Raw genomic sequence first — 20,178 nt, forward strand, 5'->3', positions numbered from 1 at the left:
TCGAGCGCGGCGGCGAACACGGGGAAGGCCGCGTACAGTTCGCGTCCCATCCCGGCCCGCTGGCTGCCCTGCCCCGAGAACAGGAACGCCAACCGCCCCTGCGCACGGTCCACGGACCCCCGGCTCCGTACGACCCGGGACGCGGGCTCTCCCGCGGCCAGTGCCGCGAGCCCGTTCAGCAGGCTCTCCCGGTCCGAGCCGAGGACCACGGCCCGGTTCTCGTGGGTGTCGCGGGAGGTCACCAGCGACTGCGCCACGGCGTCCACGTCCAGCTCGGACCGGTCCGCGACGAAGGTCCGCAGCCGCTCGGCCTGCGTCCGCAGGGCGTCCTCACCGCGGCCGGAAACCAGCCACGGCACCACCCCGGCCCGCTGCTCCTCAGCACCCTCGGTCGCGGGTTCGGCCGACGGTACGCCTTGCAGGACTAGGTGGCAGTTGGTGCCGCCCATCCCGAATGAGCTGACGCCCGCGAGCGCGGGCCCGGACTCCGGCTCCGGCCAGTCCGTCAGCGACTGCTGGACGCGCAGGTTGAGTGTGTCCAGCGGTATCCGCGGGTTCGGCGTCTCGTAGTGGAGGCTGGCCGGGATCTTGCGCATGTGGAGAGACAGGGCGGTCTTGAGGAGACCGACCATTCCGGCGGCACCTTCGAGGTGCCCCACGTTTGTCTTGGCCGAGCCGACCGTGAGGGGCAGCCGCCGGCCGGGGGCCGTGCCCAGGACGCTGCCCAGGGCGGAGGCCTCGACGGGGTCGCCGAGGGCGGTGCCCGTGCCGTGTAGCTCCACGTACTGGACGTCCGCCGGGTTGATGCTCGCCTGGTCGTAGGCCAGGCGCAGCACCTCGCTCTGCGCGGCCGCGCTCGGCGCCGTGAGTCCGTCCGTCGCGCCGTCGTTGTTGACGGCGCCGCCGCGGATCACGCAGTAGATCGTGTCGCCGTCGGCGAGGGCCCGCCCGAGGGGCTTGAGGAGCACGGCCCCGCCACCCTCACCGCGGACATAGCCGTTGGCGCGGGCGTCAAAGGTGTAGCAGCGGCCGTCCGGTGACAGTCCGCCGAAACTGTCGGCGGCGAGGGCGCTCTCCGGCACGATGTTGAGGTTCACGGCGCCCGCCACGGCGAGTTCGCAGCCGCCCGAGCGAAGAGCCTCGCAGGCCTGGTGGACGGCGACGAGGCCGGAGGACTGCGCTGTGTCCACGGCGAGGCTGGGGCCGCGCAGCCCGAGGGTGTACGACACCCGGTTGGCGATGATGGCGCGCTGCGTCCCGGTCAGCGAGTGCTGGGTGACGGCGGACAGGCCCTGGCGGTTCAGCAGCACCGCGTAGTCGTTCGCGATCGCACCGACGAAGACGCCGGTGCGGCTGCCGCGCACCTGCCGCAGGGGGATGCCGGCGTCCTCGAACGCCTCCCAGGAGAGTTCCAGCATAAGCCGCTGCTGGGGGTCCATCATCGAGGCTTCACGCGGCGATATGCCGAAGAATGCGGGATCGAATGTGTCCACCCGCTCGAGAAAGGCTCCGTGCCGTGCCGCGGGGGGAAGACTCTCGGCGTTCCAGCGGTCCTGCGGCACTTTCCCGATCGCATGCCGTGCGTCGCGGAGCAGCGCCCAGAACGTGCTCTTGTCGGAAGCCTCGGGGAGTCTGCAGGAGAGCCCCACTATGGCGATTGCGTCATCCGGTATCCCGACCTCGGTGAAGCCGTCGCGGAATTGAGACATGCGACCGTGATCCCCCAGTAAGTGAAATGCATGAGAAACGCCCCCTGCGGCACACGCAAAGGCAGTTGCCGACTGTAATCAAATGATCGTTGGACCCACACCCCTATCGATCCCCTAGTGACCGCCGAACTCGCAGGCGGTCAGGGGCGGAAGCGCCGAGGGGTACGGGTCCCCGCGCGGAAACCCGTACCCCTCGGTGTCGCTCAGGCCGACGGAGCCTGCACGGCGAGTGAGTGCCGGAATACGTTCCGCGGATCCCAGAGCGCCTTGACCGCCTGGAGGCGCGGGTAGGCGTCCTTGTAGTACAGCTCGGACCACGGCACCCCGGAGGTGTTCCACTCGTCGTCCGCGAGGTCGACGTCCGGGTAGTTGACGTACGCGCCGTCGGCGGCACCGCCGGGTATCGGTACGCCGCCGGTGTCCGCGTACACGTCTCGGTACAGCTCGCGGATCCACCGCACGTGGACCGGGTCCTGCGCGGGGTCCTCCCAGGTCGTGACGTAGACGATCTTCAGGACGGAGTCGCGCTGCGCCACCGCGGTCCGGTCCGCCGGGACGGCGTTGACCTTGCCGCCGTAGGCGATGAGCGCGACGACCCCGGCCGGATTGTCGTAGTCGGTGCTGGTCAGGCGCGTGTACAGGGTGTTGATCTGCCGGTCGTCGAAGCTCCGGCGCGCGTACGCCGCCTTGATCTTGGCCCGTCCGGTCATGTCGCCGTCCCCCGCGATCCCGGGCCAGCGGGTCGAGTGCAGCCACGGCAGCCGCCGGGTGTCGCTGTGCGGCTGCACGCCCACGCCCTCCCAGATCGCCGCCAGGTACGTCTCCAGCCGCTTCTCCGCGTCCGGGCCGGTCGCGTCGAGCTGCGTGGTCATCGCGAGGGCACCGGACTGGCTGCGGGTGAGGGCCAGCACGCTGTAGAGGTCGCACCAGGGGGAGTCGGGGCCGCTGTTCTGCTCGAACCACCAGCCGTGGTTCCGCACGAGCCGCGCGAAGGCCGCCTCGTCCAGCCCCTCCCAGGGCCACACCGTGGTGTTGAGGAGTACCTCCGACGGCGGCCGCGGCAGCAGCCGGCTGGGCTCCGGCGCCACGTCGGCGGCGTCGGCGGTCCGCAGCCAGTACCGGACGACGACGCCGAAGTTCCCGCCGCCGCCCCCGGTGTGGGCCCACCACAGATCATGGTGCGGATCGTCCGGCTCGCGCGTCGCGATCACGGTCCGCGCGTCGCCCGACGCGTCGACCACGACGACCTCGACCGCGTCCAGATAGTCGACGATCGAGCCGTGCATCCGCGACAGCGGGCCGTAGCCCCCGCCGAGGATGTGCCCGCCTGCCCCCACATCGGGGCACGCCCCGCCGGGCAGCGTCACGCCCCACACCCGGAACAGCGTCTTGTAGACCGCGCCCAGCGTGGCCCCGGCCTCGACGACGAACGCGCCGCGCTCCTCGTCGAATCCGACCGCCGACAGCCGCGACATGTCTATCACCACACGGACATCCGAATGGGCCACGAAGTCCTCGTAACAGTGCCCTCCACTGCGCACGGCCACCCGCTTGCCCGACCGGACGACACGAGAAAGAACCTGCTCGATCTCGGCGGCGGATCCCACCAGACATATCTCGTCTGGCTCGCCGACGAACCGGAGGTTCTCGCCCCGGCGTAAGTCCTCGTACTGGATATCGCCGGGGGTCACGGAATCGATGTGCTTCACGCTGCTTCTCCTGCCTCGGGGGCGAGGACGTGGTGCCGTCCTGTTGCCGTGGGATCCTAATCCACGTTTCGGCACGGTAATTGGGGATATCCGGAGGCGAGCGGAAGCGGACGCGGAGGCGATGAGGAGCGGTCCGGCGGACGGGTCACCGACCGGGGCGAAGGCGCTGCGATCGCACACACGGCGAACGCGCTAGGGGCGAGTAGTACGCCAGGCGCCGTGCCCGCAACGTGGCGTACAGCACGGTCCGGGGAGGGCTGACTGGACGAGCCGCCGGGTTGTAAGCTGCGGAGACCGCCCTTGACCTGCACACGCTGGCAGGGAGCCGTCTTTCAGGAGTCCAAAGTGCTGCGTACTCTGTTCAAGTCCAAGATCCACCGCGCCACCGTCACCCAGGCCGACCTGCACTACGTGGGATCCGTGACGATCGACGCCGATCTGCTCGACGCCGCCGATCTGCTGCCCGGTGAGCTGGTGCACATCGTCGACATCACCAACGGCGCCCGGCTGGAGACGTACGTCATCGAGGGGGAGCGCGGGTCCGGAGTGATCGGGATCAACGGGGCCGCCGCCCATCTCGTGCACCCCGGCGACCTGGTGATCATCATCAGCTACGCTCAGGTCACCGACGCCGAGGCGCGGGCGCTGACGCCGCGGGTGGTGCACGTGGACCAGGGCAACCGGATCGTGGCCCTGGGTACGGACCCGTCGGAGCCGGTGCCGGGCTCGGACCAGGAGCGCAGCCCGCAGGCCGTCACGGCCTGACGCCGACCCGGGACCGAACACCAGGAGCCTGCCATGAGCGACATCGAGATCCGCGACGACCGGGCCGCCGGCCGGCTGGAGGCCCTCGGCGACGGAGAGGTCGTCGGGCACGTCGAGTACTTCGTGCTCGACGCCCCGCGCACCGCTCTGGTGCCGGTCCACACGATCGTCGAGCCCGCACACGAGGGGAAGGGCATCGCCTCCTCCCTCGCGCGCGAGCTGTACGCCATCGCCGGGCGCGAGGGCGTTCCGGTCGCCCCCCTGTGCCCGTACGTCGTCAAGTGGGCCGCCAAGCATCCCGACGAGGCCCCGGCCGCCGACCCCGAGCTGCGCACCGCGGCGAAGGAATGGCTGGCCGCCCACCCCGGACGGTTCTAGGCCGCCCGGTCCCCGAAAGGGGTGCTTCCTGTCGGCGTGCCCGGTGACACAGGTCACATCCGCGACGCAGGAGTTGGTGAAGCTCAGCGCCGGCCAGATCAACGGTTGTGGGTTCCGCACCGACATGCACGCCAAGGACGCGGCGGCCGCGGGGGAGACCTCGGTACGTCTCAACCCCGTCGCGGCGCGGCGGGAGGCGACGTTCTTCACCGACGCCGAACGGGCCGCGCCGGAGCTGACCGAGGAGGGGACGCGCATCGCGGACGCGGCGGGCGGCGTGCCGGACGAGGTGTGGGAGAACGCCGCGAAGCACTACGACGAGGAGCAGCTCGGCGTGCTGGTCGCCCTCATCGCCTGATCAACTCCTACAACCGGTCGAACGTCCTCGTCCGGCCGCCGGCGGGCGGCTACGAGCAGGGCATGTTCGGCTGACGGGGCGTCCGGTCTGGGTGAGGGTGGTCCGGTAGGGCGAGTGGGCGGGCGGTCCTGTCCGGACATGGGGCCGTCCGGTCGGGCAAGGGGCGGTCCGGTCCGGGGCAGGCACCGGGCGCCCTCGACCCGCGCGGTGCGCCCTGAGCCCGCGGCGGCCCGTCCGCGCGCCGGGCACCGGCGTTGGGCCATGCGGAGGGTGCGCCACGGCTCCACCGGGTGACTGGCCGCGCGGGCGCCGGGTACGCGGGGAGTAGTCCAGAGCCACCGTCGACCGACTGGCCGGAGGACGCCATGACCGACCCGTACCACGACCCGGTGCACCCGGGCCCGACACCCGGCCCGGAGCCCCAGCAGCCGTACCCGGATCCGGTGTCGCCGCCGGATCCCTCACCGGCCCCGCAGCCGCCGGGCCCGGGACCCGAACCGACCCCGCAGCCGCCGGGCCCGGGACCCGAACCAACTCCCCAGCCCCCAGGACCGGGTCCGCAACCCACGCCCCAGCCCCCGGGTCCGGGCCCGCAGCCCACGCCGCCACCGCCGCCGGGGCCCGGGCCGATCCCGCCTCCCGGGCCCGGCCCGAACCCGCAGCCGCCGGGCCCGAACCCGTTCCCGGAGCCGGAGCCGTCCCCGATCCCGCCGGGCCCCGAACCGGTCCCCAACCCGGAGCCGGGTCCGCCCCTCACCTAGGCCCTGTCGTTTTGGATCATCCCGGCGTCGCGGGGTCTGGCACGCACTCCCCGAGCTCTTCGAGCAGGGGGACCCCCACCGCGTTGGCGCCCTCCTCCGCCTTGCAGCTGCACGCACCAGACCCCGCTCGGGTCGGCCGGAAGGCGCCGCACCTCACAGCCGGCCTGATCCGAACGACAGGGCCTGGCCGGGCGGCTGTCCTGACCGGGCGGCCGTCCTGGCCGTGCGGCGCGGCGGAGAGGGGGGGGCGCCTCCCGGGCAGCCCTCGGGGCCGACTGCCGGCCACCCTCAGCCCGCCACGCGGTGACCCCGGCCGCCGCTCCCTACGCCGTGACCTCCGACCGGTCCCCGCCCCACAGCGTGTGGAAGGAACCGTCGCGGTCCACCCGCCGGTAGGTGTGCGCGCCGAAGAAGTCGCGCTGGCCCTGGGTGAGGGCGGCCGGGAGGCGTTCGGCGCGCAGGGCGTCGTAGTAGGCGAGGGCCGCGGCGAAGCCGGGGGTCGGCACGCCCTGGAGGGTCGCGGCGACCAGCACCTCGCGCCAGCTGTCCTGCGCGGCCGCGATCTCCCGCGCGAACGTCTCGTCGCTCAGCAGGCTCGGCAGGTCCGGCCGGGCGTCGTACGCCGCGCGGATGCGGTCCAGGAACGCCGCCCGGATGATGCAGCCGCCGCGCCAGATCGACGACACCGCGCCCAGGTCGATGTCCCAGCCGTACTCCTCGCTGCCCGCGGCGATCTCGTGGAAGCCCTGCGTGTACGACACGATCTTCGAGGCGTACAGCGCCTGCTCCACACGGTCGGCGAAGGTGGCCGCGTCCGCCTTCGTCAGCGGCGACGCCTTCGGACCCGCCAGCTCGCGGGACGCGTCCCGCAGCGCCGCGTGCCCCGACAGCGACCGCGCGAAGACCGCCTCCGCGATGCCCGACACCGGCACGCCGAGATCGAGGGCGATCTGGACGGTCCAGCGCCCGGTGCCCTTCTGCTCGGCCTGGTCCACCACCACGTCCACGAACGGCTTGCCCGTGGCCGCGTCGACGTGCGCCAGCACCTCCGCCGTGATCTCGATCAGATACGAGTCGAGCCGGCCGGTGTTCCAGGTGCGGAAGATCTCCGCGATCTCGGCCGGCGTGTACCCGGCGACCTCACGCAGCAGCTGGTACGCCTCGCCGATCAGCTGCATGTCCGCGTACTCGATGCCGTTGTGCACCATCTTCACGAAGTGCCCGGCACCGTCCGGACCGACGTGCGTCACGCACGGCGCCCCGTCCGCCGCCTTCGCGGAGATCTTCTCCAGCATCGGGCCGAGGGAGTCGTACGACTCCGTCGAGCCGCCCGGCATGATGCTCGGCCCGTTCAGCGCGCCCTCCTCGCCGCCGGAGATGCCCGTGCCGACGAAGTGGATGCCCCGCTCGCGCAGCTCCCGCTCCCGGCGCCGGGTGTCCGCGAAGTGCGCGTTGCCACCGTCGATGATCATGTCACCGGGCTCCAGCAGCGGGGCGAACTCCTGGATCACCGCGTCCGTCGGCTCGCCGGCCTTCACCATGATCACCAGGCGGCGCGGCCGCTCCAGCGCGTCCACGAACTCCTTGGCGGTCTCGGTCGCGACGAAGTCACCCTCGTGCCCGAACTCCTCCACCAGCGCGTGCGTCCGCGACGCCGTCCGGTTGTGCAGCGCCACCGCGTAGCCGTTGCGCGCGAAGTTACGGGCGAGATTGCGGCCCATCACCGCGAGTCCCGTGACACCGATCTGGGCTGAAGTGCTCATACCGCCTGCTCCCGAAGACATAGAAGACATGGGGAAGGGTGGGGGGAAGATCGTGCCGTTCCTGCCCGCCAGTATCGCCTCTCGACCATGCTGACGTGCCGGTACGCCGGCCGCACATCCGGCCGCGCCGCACCCTCGGTACGCACGGAAGGCACCCGGAGTCTCAGCCTCCGGCTCAACAGGTGGCGATTCCAGGCCACTTGGCGCCGACGAGAGGCCGAATCGCTGCCTTGTCATGGCCTGTTCCCGGCGCCTACTGTGCCGCTTCTGACGCTCACGCGTGTCGAGGGGGGCTCCCAGCATGGCCGTACGCGGCCGGCACCGCCGGTACCAGCCGAACAGGATCAACCGTGCCTCGCTCACCGTCACGGCGGGCGGTGCGGGCATCGCCCTGCCGCTCATCGGCGCCGGTGCCGCGCACGCCGCCGACGTGAGCACCTGGAACAAGGTCGCCGCCTGCGAGTCCAGCGGCCACTGGAGCGTCAACACCGGCAACGGCTACTACGGCGGCCTGCAGTTCACCCAGTCCACCTGGGCGGCGTACGGCGGCACCGCGTACGCCGCGCGCGCCGACCTCGCCACGCGGCGGCAGCAGATCGCCGTCGCCGAGGAGGTGCTCGACGGACAGGGCCCCGGCGCCTGGCCGGTGTGCTCGGTGCGCGCCGGGCTGACCAGGGGCGGTCCCGCACCCGACGTCCACCCGGACACCGCCCGCACCACCGCATCCCGGCCCGTGGAGCGCTCCGCCCAGCGATCCGCCGAGCGGTCGGTACGCGATGTCCAGCCGCAGACCACGCCCCAGTCCCGTGCGGGCCGTACCGAGATGTACACGGTGATCCACGGCGACACCCTCTCCGGTATCGCCGAGTCCCAGCACGTGCCCGGTGGTTGGCAGCGGCTGTACGAGGCGAACCGGGCCACCGTCGGTGCCGACCCCGACCTCATCGTGCCGGGGCAGCGGCTGCGCGTGCACGGCGGCGGGACGACGAAGGCCGCCCCGAAGAGCCACGGCTACGCCGGCAGCGCGGCACCCGCGCAGAAGACCCCGTCCAAGAAGGCCCCGGCCAAGACCAGGCATGCCGTGCCGGAGCAGAGCCGGAAGGCCGGCGGTCACACCCTCTTCGCACCCGTCGGCGGCGGCATCGGCACGCCCTACCACGCGGCGGGTTCTTCGTGGTCGAAGGGCTACCACACCGGCGTCGACTTTCCCGTGCCGACCGGCACGTCCGTACGGGCCGTCGGTTCGGGCGAGGTCGTGGACGCGGGGTGGGGCGGGTCGTTCGGCTACCAGGTGGTGATCCGGCACGCGGACGGCCGCTACACCCAGTACGCGCACCTGTCGGCGATCTCCGTGCGGGCGGGGCAGTCCGTCGGTGGCGGTCAGCGTATCGGCCGTACCGGCTCCACCGGGAACAGCACGGGTCCGCACCTGCACTTCGAGGTCCGCACGGGACCCGGCTTCGGGACGGACGTGGATCCGCTGGCGTATCTGCGGGCCGGCGGGGTCAGGATCTGACCCGGGTCCGATGCCGGTCCGGCACCAGGACCGGCACGCCCGGCACCAGCACGGGGACGCAGTGGCTGACGTAGAGCGGGGCGCAGACGTACAGCACCTCGCCCGCCGCCTCCCCGCCCCGGTACGTCACCGAACGCCCGCCGGAACCCGCCGGCACCACGGGAACGGTCCGCGCCACGTCCTGCGCGGGCACGACCACCACGACGGGCACCTCCACGGACACCGGTTCGGGCACCGGCGCCTCCACCGGATCCGCGTCCGCCCCGGACAGCGCCGCCGCCTCCGCCGGAACCGGTCCGGGCACCGCCACGTGCACTGCACCCGCGTCCGTCCGGGACAGCGCCGCCGCCTCCAGGGGGACAGTTCCGGGCACCGCCACGTCCACTGCACCCGCGTCCGCCGCCCCGGACAGCACCGCCACCTGCGTCCCAGAACGCACCGCCGCCCCCCGCGTCCCTGAGGCCCCCGCCGTCTCCGCCAGCCGCTCCGTCGTCAGCAGGATCAGCCCGCCCGCCGCGAGGACTCCGCATCCCAGCGCCAGCACCGTGCCCGTCGTGCCGTGGCGGAAGGTCTCGCCGAACATCGTGATGCCCACCGCCGCCGCGACCACCGGGTTCACCACCGTCAGCGTGGCCAGCGGCGCGGTCAGACCGGCGCCCCGGTAGGAGGCCTGGGACAGCAGGACACCCGCGCACGCGAACACGCCGATGACCGCCAGCGACGGCACCTCGGACATCGTCGGGCCGCCGGTGAGGTCCACGGCGACGGTCTTGGTGAACACCGAGGACATGCCGAACGCCACGCCGGCAGCGGTCGCCAGCAGCGCGCCGCGCACCGCCGGATGCCGTTGCGCGGCCCTGCCCGCCACCATGAGCGCGGCTACCGCGCCGACCGCCACCAGCGCGCTGCTCACGCGCTGCGCCGTGTCCAGCGACTGCGCCGCCGACATCCCGACCAGCGCCAGCAGGCCCGCCAGACCGGCGGTGGCCATGATCGCGCCCCGCCAGGCGGTCGCCCCGGCCCGGCGGCCGACGAACAGGGCCGCCATGGGCAGCGCCAGCACGATCGTGAGCGCGCCGAGCGGCTGCACCAGGCTGAGCGGGCCGTAGGCGAGCGCCACCACGTGCAGCAGACCGCCGAGGGCGTTCAGCGCCAGCGCCCCCCACCAGGCGGGCCGGCGCAGCGGCGCGTAGCTCTCGCCGGGGTCGGTCGCGGCGACCCGCTCCTGCACGATCGCCCCGGCCGCGTAGGCGACGGCCGAAACGAGCGACAGCAGGACGGACAACGCGAGGGCGCTCATGAGCGGCTCCTTCGCGGAAGGCGGGGCTTCCGGCCCCGGCGCGACGAACGGTCGGCTGGCATGTGCAACACGATGCCCCGCGGGCGTGTTCCCCGTCGTCGTCCCTGAGCACGCAATGCTTCCTACTGCCGATGGAGTACGACCGGCCTCCGGTCATCCCTCAGGGGGGTGACACGGGCCGTGACCCGGTGATCACGGCTCCGGAAGCCCTTGGTACTACTGCTGCTCGTGGACCTCGACCCCGAACTCGCCGCGCTGCGCCCGCTCGGCGGCTTCTTCCTCCTGCGCGTGGCCGGACCCGGGCACCGGGCGCTGCCCACCCTCGCGGAGGCCTACGGAGGCGCAGGGCCGCAGGGCCGGCGGGATCCGCTCGACGTGCGGGTGCGCAGGGTCGCGGACGGTGTCCGCGCGCCCGAAGCGCGGGTCGCGGCGTCCATCGCCCACCAGGGGCTGGCGGCCCGGCTCTGGTCCGTCGCCCTCGGCTGCGCCGCGCTGTACGGCACGCTGCCCGACCTGAACCCGCGGCTGCTGCGCTGGGACCCGGAGGGCAGCGCCCCCGACGACCTGTGGCTGACGCGGGTACGCCCGGGCACGGACCTCGCCCGTGCCGTCCTGGACGGCCACCTGCACCCGCTCGCCACAGCCCTGCGCGCCCGCCACCGCCTCGCCCCCGGCCTGCTGCGCGGCAACGCGGCCTCCGCGCTGGCCGGCGCGGGCCGGCAGCTGCAACGCTGGGCGCTCGCCCACGACCGCCGCGACATCGCGGCACGCGCCCGTACCCTGACCGCCGCCCTGCTCACCCATCCGGACCTCGCCGGCGCCGGCACCCTGACGGGCCCCGCGACCGGCGCACCGAGCGGGCCCCAGGCGTTTCGCCGGCGCAGTTGCTGCCTGTACTACCGGGTGCCCGGCGGAGGCGTGTGTGGTGACTGTTGCTTCCCGAGGCCCCCGCGCTCTTCCCCACGCGCCCCGTCTGGGTGACCATGAAGGTGACCGGTGACCGGCAAGGTGACCGCGATGGCAACAGCCGCCGAGTACAGGGGGTCGACGGGTGCGAGTGGGACTGCTGACCCGGGAGTACCCCCCGGACGTGTACGGCGGCGCGGGCGTGCACGTGGAGTTCCTGGCCCGCGAACTGGCGCCCCTGGTCGATCTGGACGTGCACTGCTGGGGCGAGGGCTCGTCGGTGGACAAGGCGGCCGGCATCCAGCGGCACCGCCCCTGGTCCCGCCTCGACGACGCCAACGACGCGCTGCGCACCTTCTCCGTGGACCTGTCGATGGCCGCTGCCCTGCGGGGCCGCGACCTGGTCCACTCGCACACCTGGTACGCCAACCTCGGCGGCCACCTCGCCAAGATGCTGTACGGCGTCCCGCACGTGGTGACCGCGCACTCGCTGGAGCCGCTGCGCCCCTGGAAGGCCGAGCAGCTCGGCGGCGGATACGCGCTCTCCGGCTGGGCCGAGCGCACCGCCGTCGAGGCCGCCGACGCGGTGATCGCGGTCTCCGGCGCCATGCGCGAGGACATCCTCGCCTGCTATCCGGCGCTCGATCCGGCCCGGGTGCACATCGTCCACAACGGCATCGACACCGCGCTGTACCGGCCCGACCCCGGCACCGACGCCCTCGCCCGGGCCGGCGTCGACCCGGACCGCCCCTACGTGCTGTTCGTCGGCCGCATCACCCGGCAGAAGGGCGTCCCGCATCTGCTGCGGGCCGTGCGGGACATCGACCCGGGCGCGCAGGTCGTGCTGTGCGCGGGCGCGCCGGACACGCCGGAGATCGACCGGGAGTTCCGCACCCTGTACGAGGAGCTGAGCGCCGTACGCGACGGCGTGCACTGGATCCCGCGCATGCTGCCGCGCGCCGAGGTGATCCAGTTGCTCACGCACGCGGCGGCGTTCGTCTGCCCGTCGGTGTACGAGCCCCTGGGCATCGTGAACCTGGAGGCGATGGCCTGCGGCACTCCCGTGGTCGCCTCCCGGGTCGGCGGCATCCCCGAGGTCGTCGAGGACGGCGAGACCGGGGTACTCGTCGACGTGGACGAACACTTCGAGTCCAGTCTCGCCCGCGCGCTGGACCGGGTCCTCGCGGATCCGGCAGCCGCCCGGCGGATGGGTGAGGCGGGACGGGAGCGGGCGGTCACACAGTTCGGCTGGGACGCGGTCGCGCGGCGCACGGTACGGCTCTACGAGGAGATTCTCGGCGGCACCAAACAGGCGTAACGCGCCCTGACCAGGGGCAGGGATCCGTCAACCAGGTGAGGGGAGCGGCCATGCGTCGTGGTGGTCCTTCGGTGCTCGGCATCGTGCTTGCGGGCGGAGAGGGCAAGCGCCTGATGCCCCTGACCGCCGATCGCGCCAAACCGGCGGTCATCTTCGGCGGGACGTACCGCCTCGTCGACTTCGTGCTGTCCAACCTCGTCAACGGCGACATCCTGCGCATCTGCGTGCTGACCCAGTACAAGTCGCACTCACTGGACCGGCACATCACCACGACCTGGCGGATGTCCAGCCTGCTCGGCAACTACGTCACCCCCGTCCCCGCCCAGCAGCGCCTCGGCCCCCGCTGGTACCTGGGCAGCGCCGACGCGATCCTGCAGTCGCTGAACCTCATCCACGACGAGCAGCCGGAGTACGTCGCCGTCTTCGGCGCCGACCATGTCTACCGGATGGACCCGCGGCAGATGCTGGCCCAGCACATCGAGGGCGGCGCGGGCGTCACGGTGGCCGGGATCCGGGTGCCGCGCAGCGAGTCCTCGTCCTTCGGCGTGATCACGCCCGGCTCGGACGGCCGCACGGTCCACCGCTTCCTGGAGAAGCCCGCCGATCCGCCGGGTCTCGCGGACGACCCCGCGTGCGTGTTCGCCTCGATGGGCAACTACATCTTCACCACCAAGGCGCTGATCGAGGCCCTGCACCGGGACGCCGAGGACGAACACTCCGTGCACGACATGGGCGGCTCGATCCTGCCCCAGCTCACCGAGCGCGGGGAGGCGCAGCTGTACGACTTCAGCGCCAACCACGTCCCCGGCGAGACCAGCCGCGACCAGGGCTACTGGCGGGACGTGGGCACCCTGGACGCGTACTACGAGGCCCACATGGACCTCATCGCCGAGCGGCCGGCGTTCAACCTGTACAACCGGCAGTGGCCCATCTACACGCACTCCAGCGATCTGTCCCCGGCCCGCTTCAACGCCGGCGGCATAGCGGGCGAGTCGATCATCAGCGCGGGCTGCCTGATCCGCGGCCAGGTGACCCGCTCCGTGCTGTCCCCGGGGGTCGTCGTCGACCCGGGCGCGGTGGTGCAGGGTTCGGTACTGCACGACAACGTGCACATCGGCCGGGGTGCGATCGTGCGAGGCGCGATCCTCGACAAGAATGTCGAGGTCCCGCCGGGCGCGACGATCGGCGTCAACCCGAGCCGGGACGCGGAGCTGTACACCGTCTCCAAGAGCGGCGTGATCGCCCTCGGGAAGGGCCAGCGGGTGTCGTAGGGGAAGGACCGGTCAGCCGTTGGCCTCCTGCATCGCCCGGAAGTTCTTCATGATGGCCTCGCTGGTCGGGCGCACCTCCCGGGTCGGGCTGAACTGCAGGGCCTCGGTGCCCGGCGCGGTGCGCACGGGTACGTGCCCGGGCGGTGCGTAATACGCGTCGCCCTCTTCGTAGACCTCGTCGCGGTCCGCGTAGTGGAAGACCAGCTGCCCCTTGAAGACATAGCCCCAGTGCGGGCACTGGCACCGGTCGTCCGGTAGTCCCCTGAGCAGCGGCGTGTGATCGACGTTCTCTTGGAAGGTGATGAAGTCCACCGTGTAGTCGTCCAGCTCCTCGGACCGATCGAGAACGATTCCGAAGTCGCCGCCCTGGGTGGCCGTGTCCCTCGAAACCTTCGGCATCTGTGTCGCCTTCTTCCACCGAGCAGGGCTTCCTCCTCTCATTCTGCGCGCCGCCTGGGACCCCGGCACCCCGCGCGATTGTCATGTCCCTGGACGGGAGCGGTTTCCGTGCTGTCATGCCGACGGCCGCCATTACAACGATGTAAAAGCGCGGTCGCACGATGCGACGAGCCGTCACCCGCCCTCCCCCGCAGGAGGATTCATGCGCACCGGACGCCTCAGAACGGCACTCGCCCTCCTGTTCGCCACGGCCCTGGGACTCGCCGGGCCGGCCGCGGCCCCGGACGCCGTCGCGGCCCCCGCCGCCGGCGCGGCCGAGGTCCACGGACTCAAGGGCGAGTACTACGCCCAGTCCGCCCCAGGAGCCTTCGACTTCCACGAGCTGAAGGCCACCGGGTAGGTCCACAAGCGGCTCGGGTTCAACTCCGTGCGCAAGCACATCAAGGTCGAGCCCGACCGCTGGTTCTACTGGACCGACCGGCTCGGCCTGCTGGTCTGTCAGGACATGCCCGCCATGACGGCCGGCGTGGACCCGGGCGCGGCGGCCCGCGCCGAGTACGAGCGCGAGATGAGGCAGGTCATCGACGAGCACGTCTCCAGCCCGTCGGTGATCATGTGGGTCACCTTCAACGAGGGCTGGGGCCAGTACGACGAGGCCCGCATCGCCGACCAGGCCAAGGCGTGGGACCCGACCCAGCTGGTCAACGGCATGTCGGGGCTCAACCTCGGCCGCGACGGCGGCACCGGCGACGTGATGGACGAACACGGCTACCCCAGCCCCGCCCTGCCGCCGCACCCCGACGGCGAACGCGCCCTGCTCAGCGGCGAGTACGGCGGCCTCGGCCTCGCGGTGCCGGGCCACGCCTGGCCGGTGCAGCAGTCCTACGTCGATGTAGACCCGGCGGCGTACACCGACGACTACCTGGCGAAGCTCGCGGAGGTCCACGCCCTCGCTGCAAGGGCGGCAACGGCGCCGTGTACACACAGATCACCGATGTCGAGGGCGAGCTGAACGGGCTGCTCACCTACGACCGCCGGGTGCTCAAGCCGGACGCCGACCGGCTGGCCGCCGCACACCGGGCGCTGATCGTGACGCGTCCCGGGCGACCGTGGCCGGCTGTCCGGCGCCCTGACCGCCGCCCCCGGACGGCCCGCGGCCGTCCGGGTGGGGTGCCGGGGGGAACTGTGGAGCACTCCGCACCGAGCCGGCCTCAGATGTCCCATGAGTCCCATCCGTCACCCAAAGGGGTGGGACTTAATCTGCTGTTAACTGTGCGTAGCCTGATCGTACTTGACCGTAATCGGGTGCAGGGGTTTGACTGCTGACTCATCGGTCCGTCGACGCGAGGCAAGCCCTTGACTTCTGATCTGCTCGCACCCCTCGATCTGGCGTTCTGGAACATCGAGTCCGCCGAGCACCCCATGCACCTGGGCGCCCTCGGTGTCTTCTCCGCCCACTCGCCGACCGCGGGGGCGCACGCGGCCGATCTGCTCGCCGCCCGCGCCGCGGCCGTGCCCGGGCTGCGCATGCGGATCCGCGACGTCTGGCAGCCGTTGCGGGCACGCTCGCCGTTCACCTTCGGCGGAGCCGTCCGCGAAGGCGTGCCGGACTTCGACCCGCTCGACCACATCCGGCTGCACGCCCCCACCGCCGACTTCCACGCCGAGGCCGGCCGGCTCATGGAGCGGCCGCTGGACCGCGACCGGCCGCCATGGGAGGCGCATGTGCTGCCCGGCGCGGACGGGGTGTCGTTCGCGGTGCTGTTCAAGTTCCACCACGCCCTGGCCGACGGGCTGCGGGCGCTCGGCCTGGCCGCCGCCATCCTCGACCCCGTCGAGATGCCCGAGCCCCGGCCCCGGCCCGCTCAGCCGCCGCGCGGACTGCTGCCCGACGTGCGCCGGCTGCCCTCGCTGGTGCGCGGCGCGGTGTCCGGTGCACTGTCCGACGTCGGCCGCGCCCTCGACATCGGCGCCTCGGTGGCCGCGTCCACGCTCGCCATGCGCAGCACGCCCGCGCTGACCGCCGAGCCGTCGGGCACCCGGCGCACCGCCGGCGTGGTCCTCGACCTGGACGACGTGCACCGTATCCGCAAGGCCGTCGGCGGCACCGTCAACGACGTACTCATCGCGGTCGTCGCCGGCGCCCTGCGCACCTGGCTCGACGAGCGCGGCGACGGCAGCGAGGGCGTCGCGCCCCGCGCCCTGATCCCGGTGTCCAAGCGCCGCCCGCGCACCGCCCACCCGCAGGGCAACCGGCTCTCCGGGTATCTGATACGGCTCCCGGTCGGCGAGAGCGACCCGCTGGGCCGGCTCGCCGCGGTCCGCGTCGCCATGGACCGCAACAAGGACGCCGGCCCGGGCCGGGGCGCCGGAGCGGTCGCGCTGCTCGCCGACCACATCCCGGCGCTCGGTCACCGGCTCGGCGGGCCGCTGGTCTCGCAGGCCGCCCGGGTGTGGTTCGACATCCTGGTGACCAGCGTGCCGCTGCCCAGCCTGAGCCTGAAGCTCGGCGGAAACCCGCTCACCGCGGTCCACCCCCTCGCGCCGCTGGCCCGCGGTCAGTCCCTGGCGGTCGCGGTCTCGACGTATCAGGGCCGGGTCCACTACGGCCTCGTCGCCGACGCCGAGGCGGTACCGGATCTCGACCGGTTCGCGGCGGCGCTGACCCGGGAGGTGGAGACACTGCTCACAGCGTGCGAAGACTGAGCCCGCGCGTTTGGTTTCCGGGTGCGGCGCTCCGTTAGAATTCCGCGTTCGATAGCGGGCGCGGTCGGAGCGCCGCGGGACCAGACCAGGGATCGGCAGCGCGATGACGGTGACAGAGGACGGCTCGGCGACCACGGACGAGGTGGTGTACGGGCCCGGCATCGACCCCGAGCGCCTGGCCGTGTGCCTGAGCGTGCTGGAGGAGCTCGACCGGATCGACGTCGACCACCCCGACGCGATCGCGGTGCGCCGGGCCACCTCGCACATCTACCGCACGGTCAAGCAGCGCCGCCGCCAGGAGCGCCGCGCCGCCAAGACCGCGCACGACCGCGCGGTCACCGAGGCCACCGCCACCGGTTCCGCCGAGCGCATCGACGACGAGACCGAGGGCATCCTGCCGTCCTCCAAGGTCGAGGCCGGCCGGATCGCTGGGATACTCCAGCGCCCCCGCTCCTGCTACACCTGCAAGAAGCGCTACGTCGAGGTCGACTACTTCTACCACCAGCTGTGCCAGGAGTGCGCCGCGCTGAACCGCACCAGGCGCGACGCGCGCGCCGACCTCACCGGCAAGCGGGCCCTGCTCACCGGCGGCCGCGCCAAGATCGGCATGTACATCGCGCTGCGGCTGCTGCGCGACGGTGCCCACACGACGATCACCACCCGCTTCCCCAAGGACGCCATCCGCCGCTTCAAGGCGATGGAGGACTCGGCGGAGTGGCTGCACCGCCTCGAGGTCGTCGGCATCGACCTGCGCGACCCGGCGCAGGCCGTGTCCCTGGCCGAGCAGGTCGCCGAGGCCGGACCGCTCGACATCCTGATCAACAACGCGACGCAGACCGTGCGCCGCCTGCCCTCGGCGTACGCGGCACTCGTCGAGGGCGAGAGCGCCCCGCTGCCCGCGGGCGAACTCCCCGCCCACCACGTGATCGGCGCCTTCAACTCCGGCGCGGTCGACGGCATCGCGGCACTGCCCATCGGCGCCAGCGGTCTAGACGCGCAGAAGGTCGCCGACCTCGCCCTTGTCGCGGGCAACGCCAGCGTCGCCCGGCACCTGGACGGCACCGCCATCGACGCCGGCGGTCTCGTCCCGGACGTCGTCGACACCAACACCTGGGTGCAGACCATCGACCAGATCTCCCCGGTCGAGCTGCTCGAGACCCAGCTGTGCAACTACACGTCCCCGTTCATCCTGATCAGCGCGTTGCGCCCGGCGATGGCGGACGCCGCGAAGAAGGCGGCCAGCGGCCGGGCGTACGTCGTGAACGTCTCCGCGATGGAGGGCGTCTTCAACCGCGGCTACAAGGGCGCCGGGCACCCGAACACCAACGCCGCGAAGGCCGCCATGAACATGGTCACGCGGACCAGCGCCCAGGAGATGTTCGACGCCGACGGCATCCTCATGACCTCCGTCGACACCGGCTGGATCACCGACGAGCGCCCGCACTACGACAAGCTGCGCCTGGCCGAGGCCGGTTTCCACGCGCCGCTCGACCTGGTCGACGGTGCGGCCCGGGTCTACGACCCGATCGTGCGCGGCGAGGCGGGCGAGGACCTGTACGGCGTCTTCCTGAAGGACTACGCGCCCGGCAAGTGGTGACAGCGCGTCCCTGGGGTTCCGGTGGCTCAGTCGACGGCGCCGGTCCGGGCGTTGTGCGCGCAGAGCAGTTCCAGCACCGTGCGCCAGTCCTCCAGGACCCCGCCGTCCAGTGCGTCGGTGCGCGCCTCCTCGTCCGCCTGGCGCAGGGCGAGCAGCGCGTCGTCCGCGGCGGCGGCCTCGCGCGGGACAGCGCGCACCAGGTCGTGGACCCGCTCGCCGAGCAGTGAGCGCACCGCCCCGGCCGCCCGTTCGGCGCCGCCGGTGGCGTCCCCGGGCCGTAGCAACCGTCCCACGGCGAGCACCAGCCCGGCGACCTGGAGTTCCTTGTCGGCGGGCCGGCGCCGGCGCAGCAGCGCCGCGGTGCGCAGGGCGTGGTCGTGCAGATCGGCCGGGGCGGCGGTGCGCGCCGGCGGCAGGTCCCCCACGCCCCGGCAGGCGTACAGCAGATCCATCAGCTCCTCGACGCTGCGCAGTTCCATGCGCCTGTCCTCCCGTGTCCTCCCGCGAGACAGCCGGTGCCGGCACGTCAGCAGAGCATGGCCGGCCCACCGCTCAGTCAACGGCACGTGAACTGTCGGCCGAAGTCGAAGACCCGCGCGGGAACATAGGCCGATCGAGTGACTGATAAAAGGCGCCAAACCGGTCAAAAGGGTTGAATTCCCTAACGGAGACATGTGCGTGACTTGCCATGGTTACCCCAAATTTTCAGCCCCATCGAGCGGGGCCCCGCTCATTTGGTTAATCTGTAGCGGACGGACAGCGCAACGGGGTCCCACCCACACCCATCGTCCGTCATGGGACAAGCCGGTCCACCACGGCCTGATCCACTGCCAGTTGTCGACGCCACCGCGTCCGAACGCCTTGAGACAGACCCGAGCGGGCGTCGAAGAACAGGCCGCAGTATGGCCCGTACGTCCCCCGGGTGACCGACACATAAGGAGTGCGCGGTGACACCAGAGAAGACGAATCGCGAGCAGCGCCCCAAGGAACGTACGGAGCGCGCCGGCCGCCGGCCCGGAGAGATCGGCAGCCTCGACGTGTGGGCCCGGTCCGCCCCCATCCGCCTCGCCGGATACGAGGACGACCTCGCCGAGCCGCACATCCTGCCCAGCGTGGACTGACCCGCTTCGGGCAGGACCATCGCGATCGCCGAGAGGCATGGGCGTGTCAGACTCACGCCCATGCTGATCAGAGAAGCCGCGGTCGAGGACTGGCCGCAGATCTGGCCGTTCTGGCACCGCATCGTCGCCGCCGCCGAGACATACGCCTGGGACCCGGACACCACCGAGGAAACGGCCCGCGCCCTGTGGATGAGCCCGGCCAAACGCGTCTACGTCGCCGAGGACGAGAGCGGAGCCGTCGTCGGCTCCGCGTATCTGACGCCCAACTACGGCGGCCCGGCCGCCCGCATCGCCAACGCCGGCTTCATGGTCGACCCCGGCCAGGGCGGCCGCGGCATCGGCCGCGCCCTCGCCGGGCACGTGCTGGCCGAGGCCAGGGCCCACGGCTACCGGGGGATGGTCTTCAACGCCGTCGTCGAGACCAACCCGGCCGTCGGCCTGTGGCAGTCCCTCGGCTTCACGATCCTCGGCACCGTCCCGGAGGCCTTCGAGCATCCCCGGCACGGGCTGGTGGGACTGCACATCATGTACAAGGCGCTGTAGCCGACCACCCGGCACGCCGAAGCCTTCGCCCCGGCGGCGCACCCGGGGCCGCGCCCGC

Annotated in this window: 17 protein-coding genes and 2 pseudogenes; 13 read left to right on the forward strand and 6 right to left on the reverse strand. The window is 72.3% G+C overall.

Annotated features, from left to right (window positions below):
• Together ACF1GV_RS41045 and ACF1GV_RS41050 are read right to left on the reverse strand one after the other, a co-directional pair.
• Positions 1–1,709, reverse strand: a 1,709-nt coding sequence (locus ACF1GV_RS41045; RefSeq protein WP_391692049.1) for a type I polyketide synthase, incomplete at its 3' end; no start/stop codon positions are given.
• 203 nt (positions 1,710–1,912) lie between these two features.
• A complete protein-coding gene (locus tag ACF1GV_RS41050) occupies positions 1,913–3,418 on the reverse strand; it encodes an FAD-binding protein (RefSeq protein WP_391692051.1) in 1,506 nt (501 codons plus the stop codon).
• A 345-nt stretch (positions 3,419–3,763) separates the two neighbouring features.
• Here ACF1GV_RS41050 and panD point away from each other — a divergent pair, with 345 nt between their 5' ends.
• From panD to ACF1GV_RS41065, 3 genes and pseudogenes are all read left to right on the forward strand, one after another.
• On the forward strand, positions 3,764–4,183 hold the full coding sequence (panD, locus tag ACF1GV_RS41055) for an aspartate 1-decarboxylase (RefSeq protein WP_391692053.1): 420 nt from the start codon (positions 3,764–3,766) through the stop codon (positions 4,181–4,183).
• A gap of 33 nt (positions 4,184–4,216) precedes the next feature.
• Positions 4,217–4,561 carry a GNAT family N-acetyltransferase gene (locus tag ACF1GV_RS41060; protein ID WP_391692055.1) on the forward strand — a complete coding sequence of 115 codons (345 nt, stop codon included), beginning with the start codon at positions 4,217–4,219 and terminating at the stop codon, positions 4,559–4,561.
• A gap of 58 nt (positions 4,562–4,619) precedes the next feature.
• Positions 4,620–4,993 (forward strand): annotated as a pseudogene (locus tag ACF1GV_RS41065) (carboxymuconolactone decarboxylase family protein); the annotation flags it as partial.
• 1,010 nt (positions 4,994–6,003) lie between these two features.
• Here ACF1GV_RS41065 and gndA read toward each other — a convergent pair.
• Entirely contained in the window at positions 6,004–7,443 is a 1,440-nt protein-coding gene (gene gndA / locus ACF1GV_RS41070; protein WP_391692057.1) for an NADP-dependent phosphogluconate dehydrogenase, read from the reverse strand.
• A gap of 301 nt (positions 7,444–7,744) precedes the next feature.
• On the opposite strand from gndA, the gene ACF1GV_RS41075 reads away from it, so the two are divergent.
• Entirely contained in the window at positions 7,745–8,959 is a 1,215-nt protein-coding gene (locus tag ACF1GV_RS41075; RefSeq protein WP_391692059.1) for a transglycosylase family protein, read from the forward strand.
• Here the strand turns inward: ACF1GV_RS41075 and ACF1GV_RS41080 are convergent.
• A complete protein-coding gene (locus ACF1GV_RS41080; RefSeq protein WP_391692061.1) occupies positions 8,949–10,259 on the reverse strand; it encodes a DMT family transporter in 1,311 nt (436 codons plus the stop codon). The two genes, ACF1GV_RS41075 and ACF1GV_RS41080, sit on opposite strands and share 11 nt — an antisense overlap.
• A 228-nt stretch (positions 10,260–10,487) precedes the next feature.
• Between ACF1GV_RS41080 and ACF1GV_RS41085 the strand changes: the two genes are divergently transcribed.
• From ACF1GV_RS41085 to glgC, 3 genes are all read left to right on the forward strand, one after another.
• Positions 10,488–11,240 carry a (2Fe-2S)-binding protein gene (locus ACF1GV_RS41085; RefSeq protein WP_391692063.1) on the forward strand — a complete coding sequence of 251 codons (753 nt, stop codon included), beginning with the start codon at positions 10,488–10,490 and terminating at the stop codon, positions 11,238–11,240.
• Positions 11,241–11,310: 70 nt separating this feature from the next.
• On the forward strand, positions 11,311–12,483 hold the full coding sequence (glgA, locus tag ACF1GV_RS41090) for a glycogen synthase (RefSeq protein ID WP_391692065.1): 1,173 nt from the start codon (positions 11,311–11,313) through the stop codon (positions 12,481–12,483).
• Between the two features lie 50 nt (positions 12,484–12,533).
• On the forward strand, positions 12,534–13,754 hold the full coding sequence (gene glgC, locus ACF1GV_RS41095; RefSeq protein WP_391692067.1) for a glucose-1-phosphate adenylyltransferase: 1,221 nt from the start codon (positions 12,534–12,536) through the stop codon (positions 13,752–13,754).
• Positions 13,755–13,766: 12 nt separating this feature from the next.
• Here the strand turns inward: glgC and ACF1GV_RS41100 are convergent, their stop codons facing one another.
• On the reverse strand, positions 13,767–14,153 hold the full coding sequence (locus ACF1GV_RS41100; protein WP_391692069.1) for a hypothetical protein: 387 nt from the start codon (positions 14,151–14,153) through the stop codon (positions 13,767–13,769).
• A gap of 202 nt (positions 14,154–14,355) precedes the next feature.
• Between ACF1GV_RS41100 and ACF1GV_RS41105 the strand changes: the two genes are divergently transcribed.
• The 4 genes and pseudogenes from ACF1GV_RS41105 to ACF1GV_RS41120 all read left to right on the forward strand — a co-directional run bounded on the left by ACF1GV_RS41105 (position 14,356) and on the right by ACF1GV_RS41120 (position 18,456).
• Complete coding sequence (locus ACF1GV_RS41105) at positions 14,356–14,553, forward strand: hypothetical protein (protein ID WP_391692071.1); 198 nt, start codon at positions 14,356–14,358, stop codon at positions 14,551–14,553.
• Positions 14,554–15,286, forward strand: a pseudogene (locus ACF1GV_RS41110) (glycoside hydrolase family 2 TIM barrel-domain containing protein); the annotation flags it as partial. It lies immediately after the preceding gene.
• 223 nt (positions 15,287–15,509) lie between these two features.
• Entirely contained in the window at positions 15,510–16,859 is a 1,350-nt protein-coding gene (locus ACF1GV_RS41115) for a wax ester/triacylglycerol synthase family O-acyltransferase (protein ID WP_391692073.1), read from the forward strand.
• Between the two features lie 103 nt (positions 16,860–16,962).
• Positions 16,963–18,456: an SDR family NAD(P)-dependent oxidoreductase gene (locus ACF1GV_RS41120; protein ID WP_391692075.1), complete on the forward strand. Its 1,494-nt coding sequence runs from the start codon at positions 16,963–16,965 to the stop codon at positions 18,454–18,456.
• 26 nt (positions 18,457–18,482) lie between these two features.
• Here ACF1GV_RS41120 and ACF1GV_RS41125 read toward each other — a convergent pair whose 3' ends face one another.
• Entirely contained in the window at positions 18,483–18,935 is a 453-nt protein-coding gene (locus ACF1GV_RS41125) for a hypothetical protein (protein ID WP_391692077.1), read from the reverse strand.
• Positions 18,936–19,403: 468 nt separating this feature from the next.
• Between ACF1GV_RS41125 and ACF1GV_RS41130 the strand changes: the two genes are divergently transcribed.
• Positions 19,404–19,577, forward strand: coding sequence for a hypothetical protein (locus tag ACF1GV_RS41130; protein WP_107082809.1), 174 nt, complete (start codon positions 19,404–19,406; stop codon positions 19,575–19,577).
• A gap of 60 nt (positions 19,578–19,637) precedes the next feature.
• Positions 19,638–20,120: a GNAT family N-acetyltransferase gene (locus ACF1GV_RS41135; protein WP_391692079.1), complete on the forward strand. Its 483-nt coding sequence runs from the start codon at positions 19,638–19,640 to the stop codon at positions 20,118–20,120.
• Positions 20,121–20,178: the final 58 nt, after the last annotated feature.

This window comes from Streptomyces sp. NPDC014006, assembly GCF_043088925.1.
Lineage (GTDB): Bacteria > Actinomycetota > Actinomycetes > Streptomycetales > Streptomycetaceae > Streptomyces.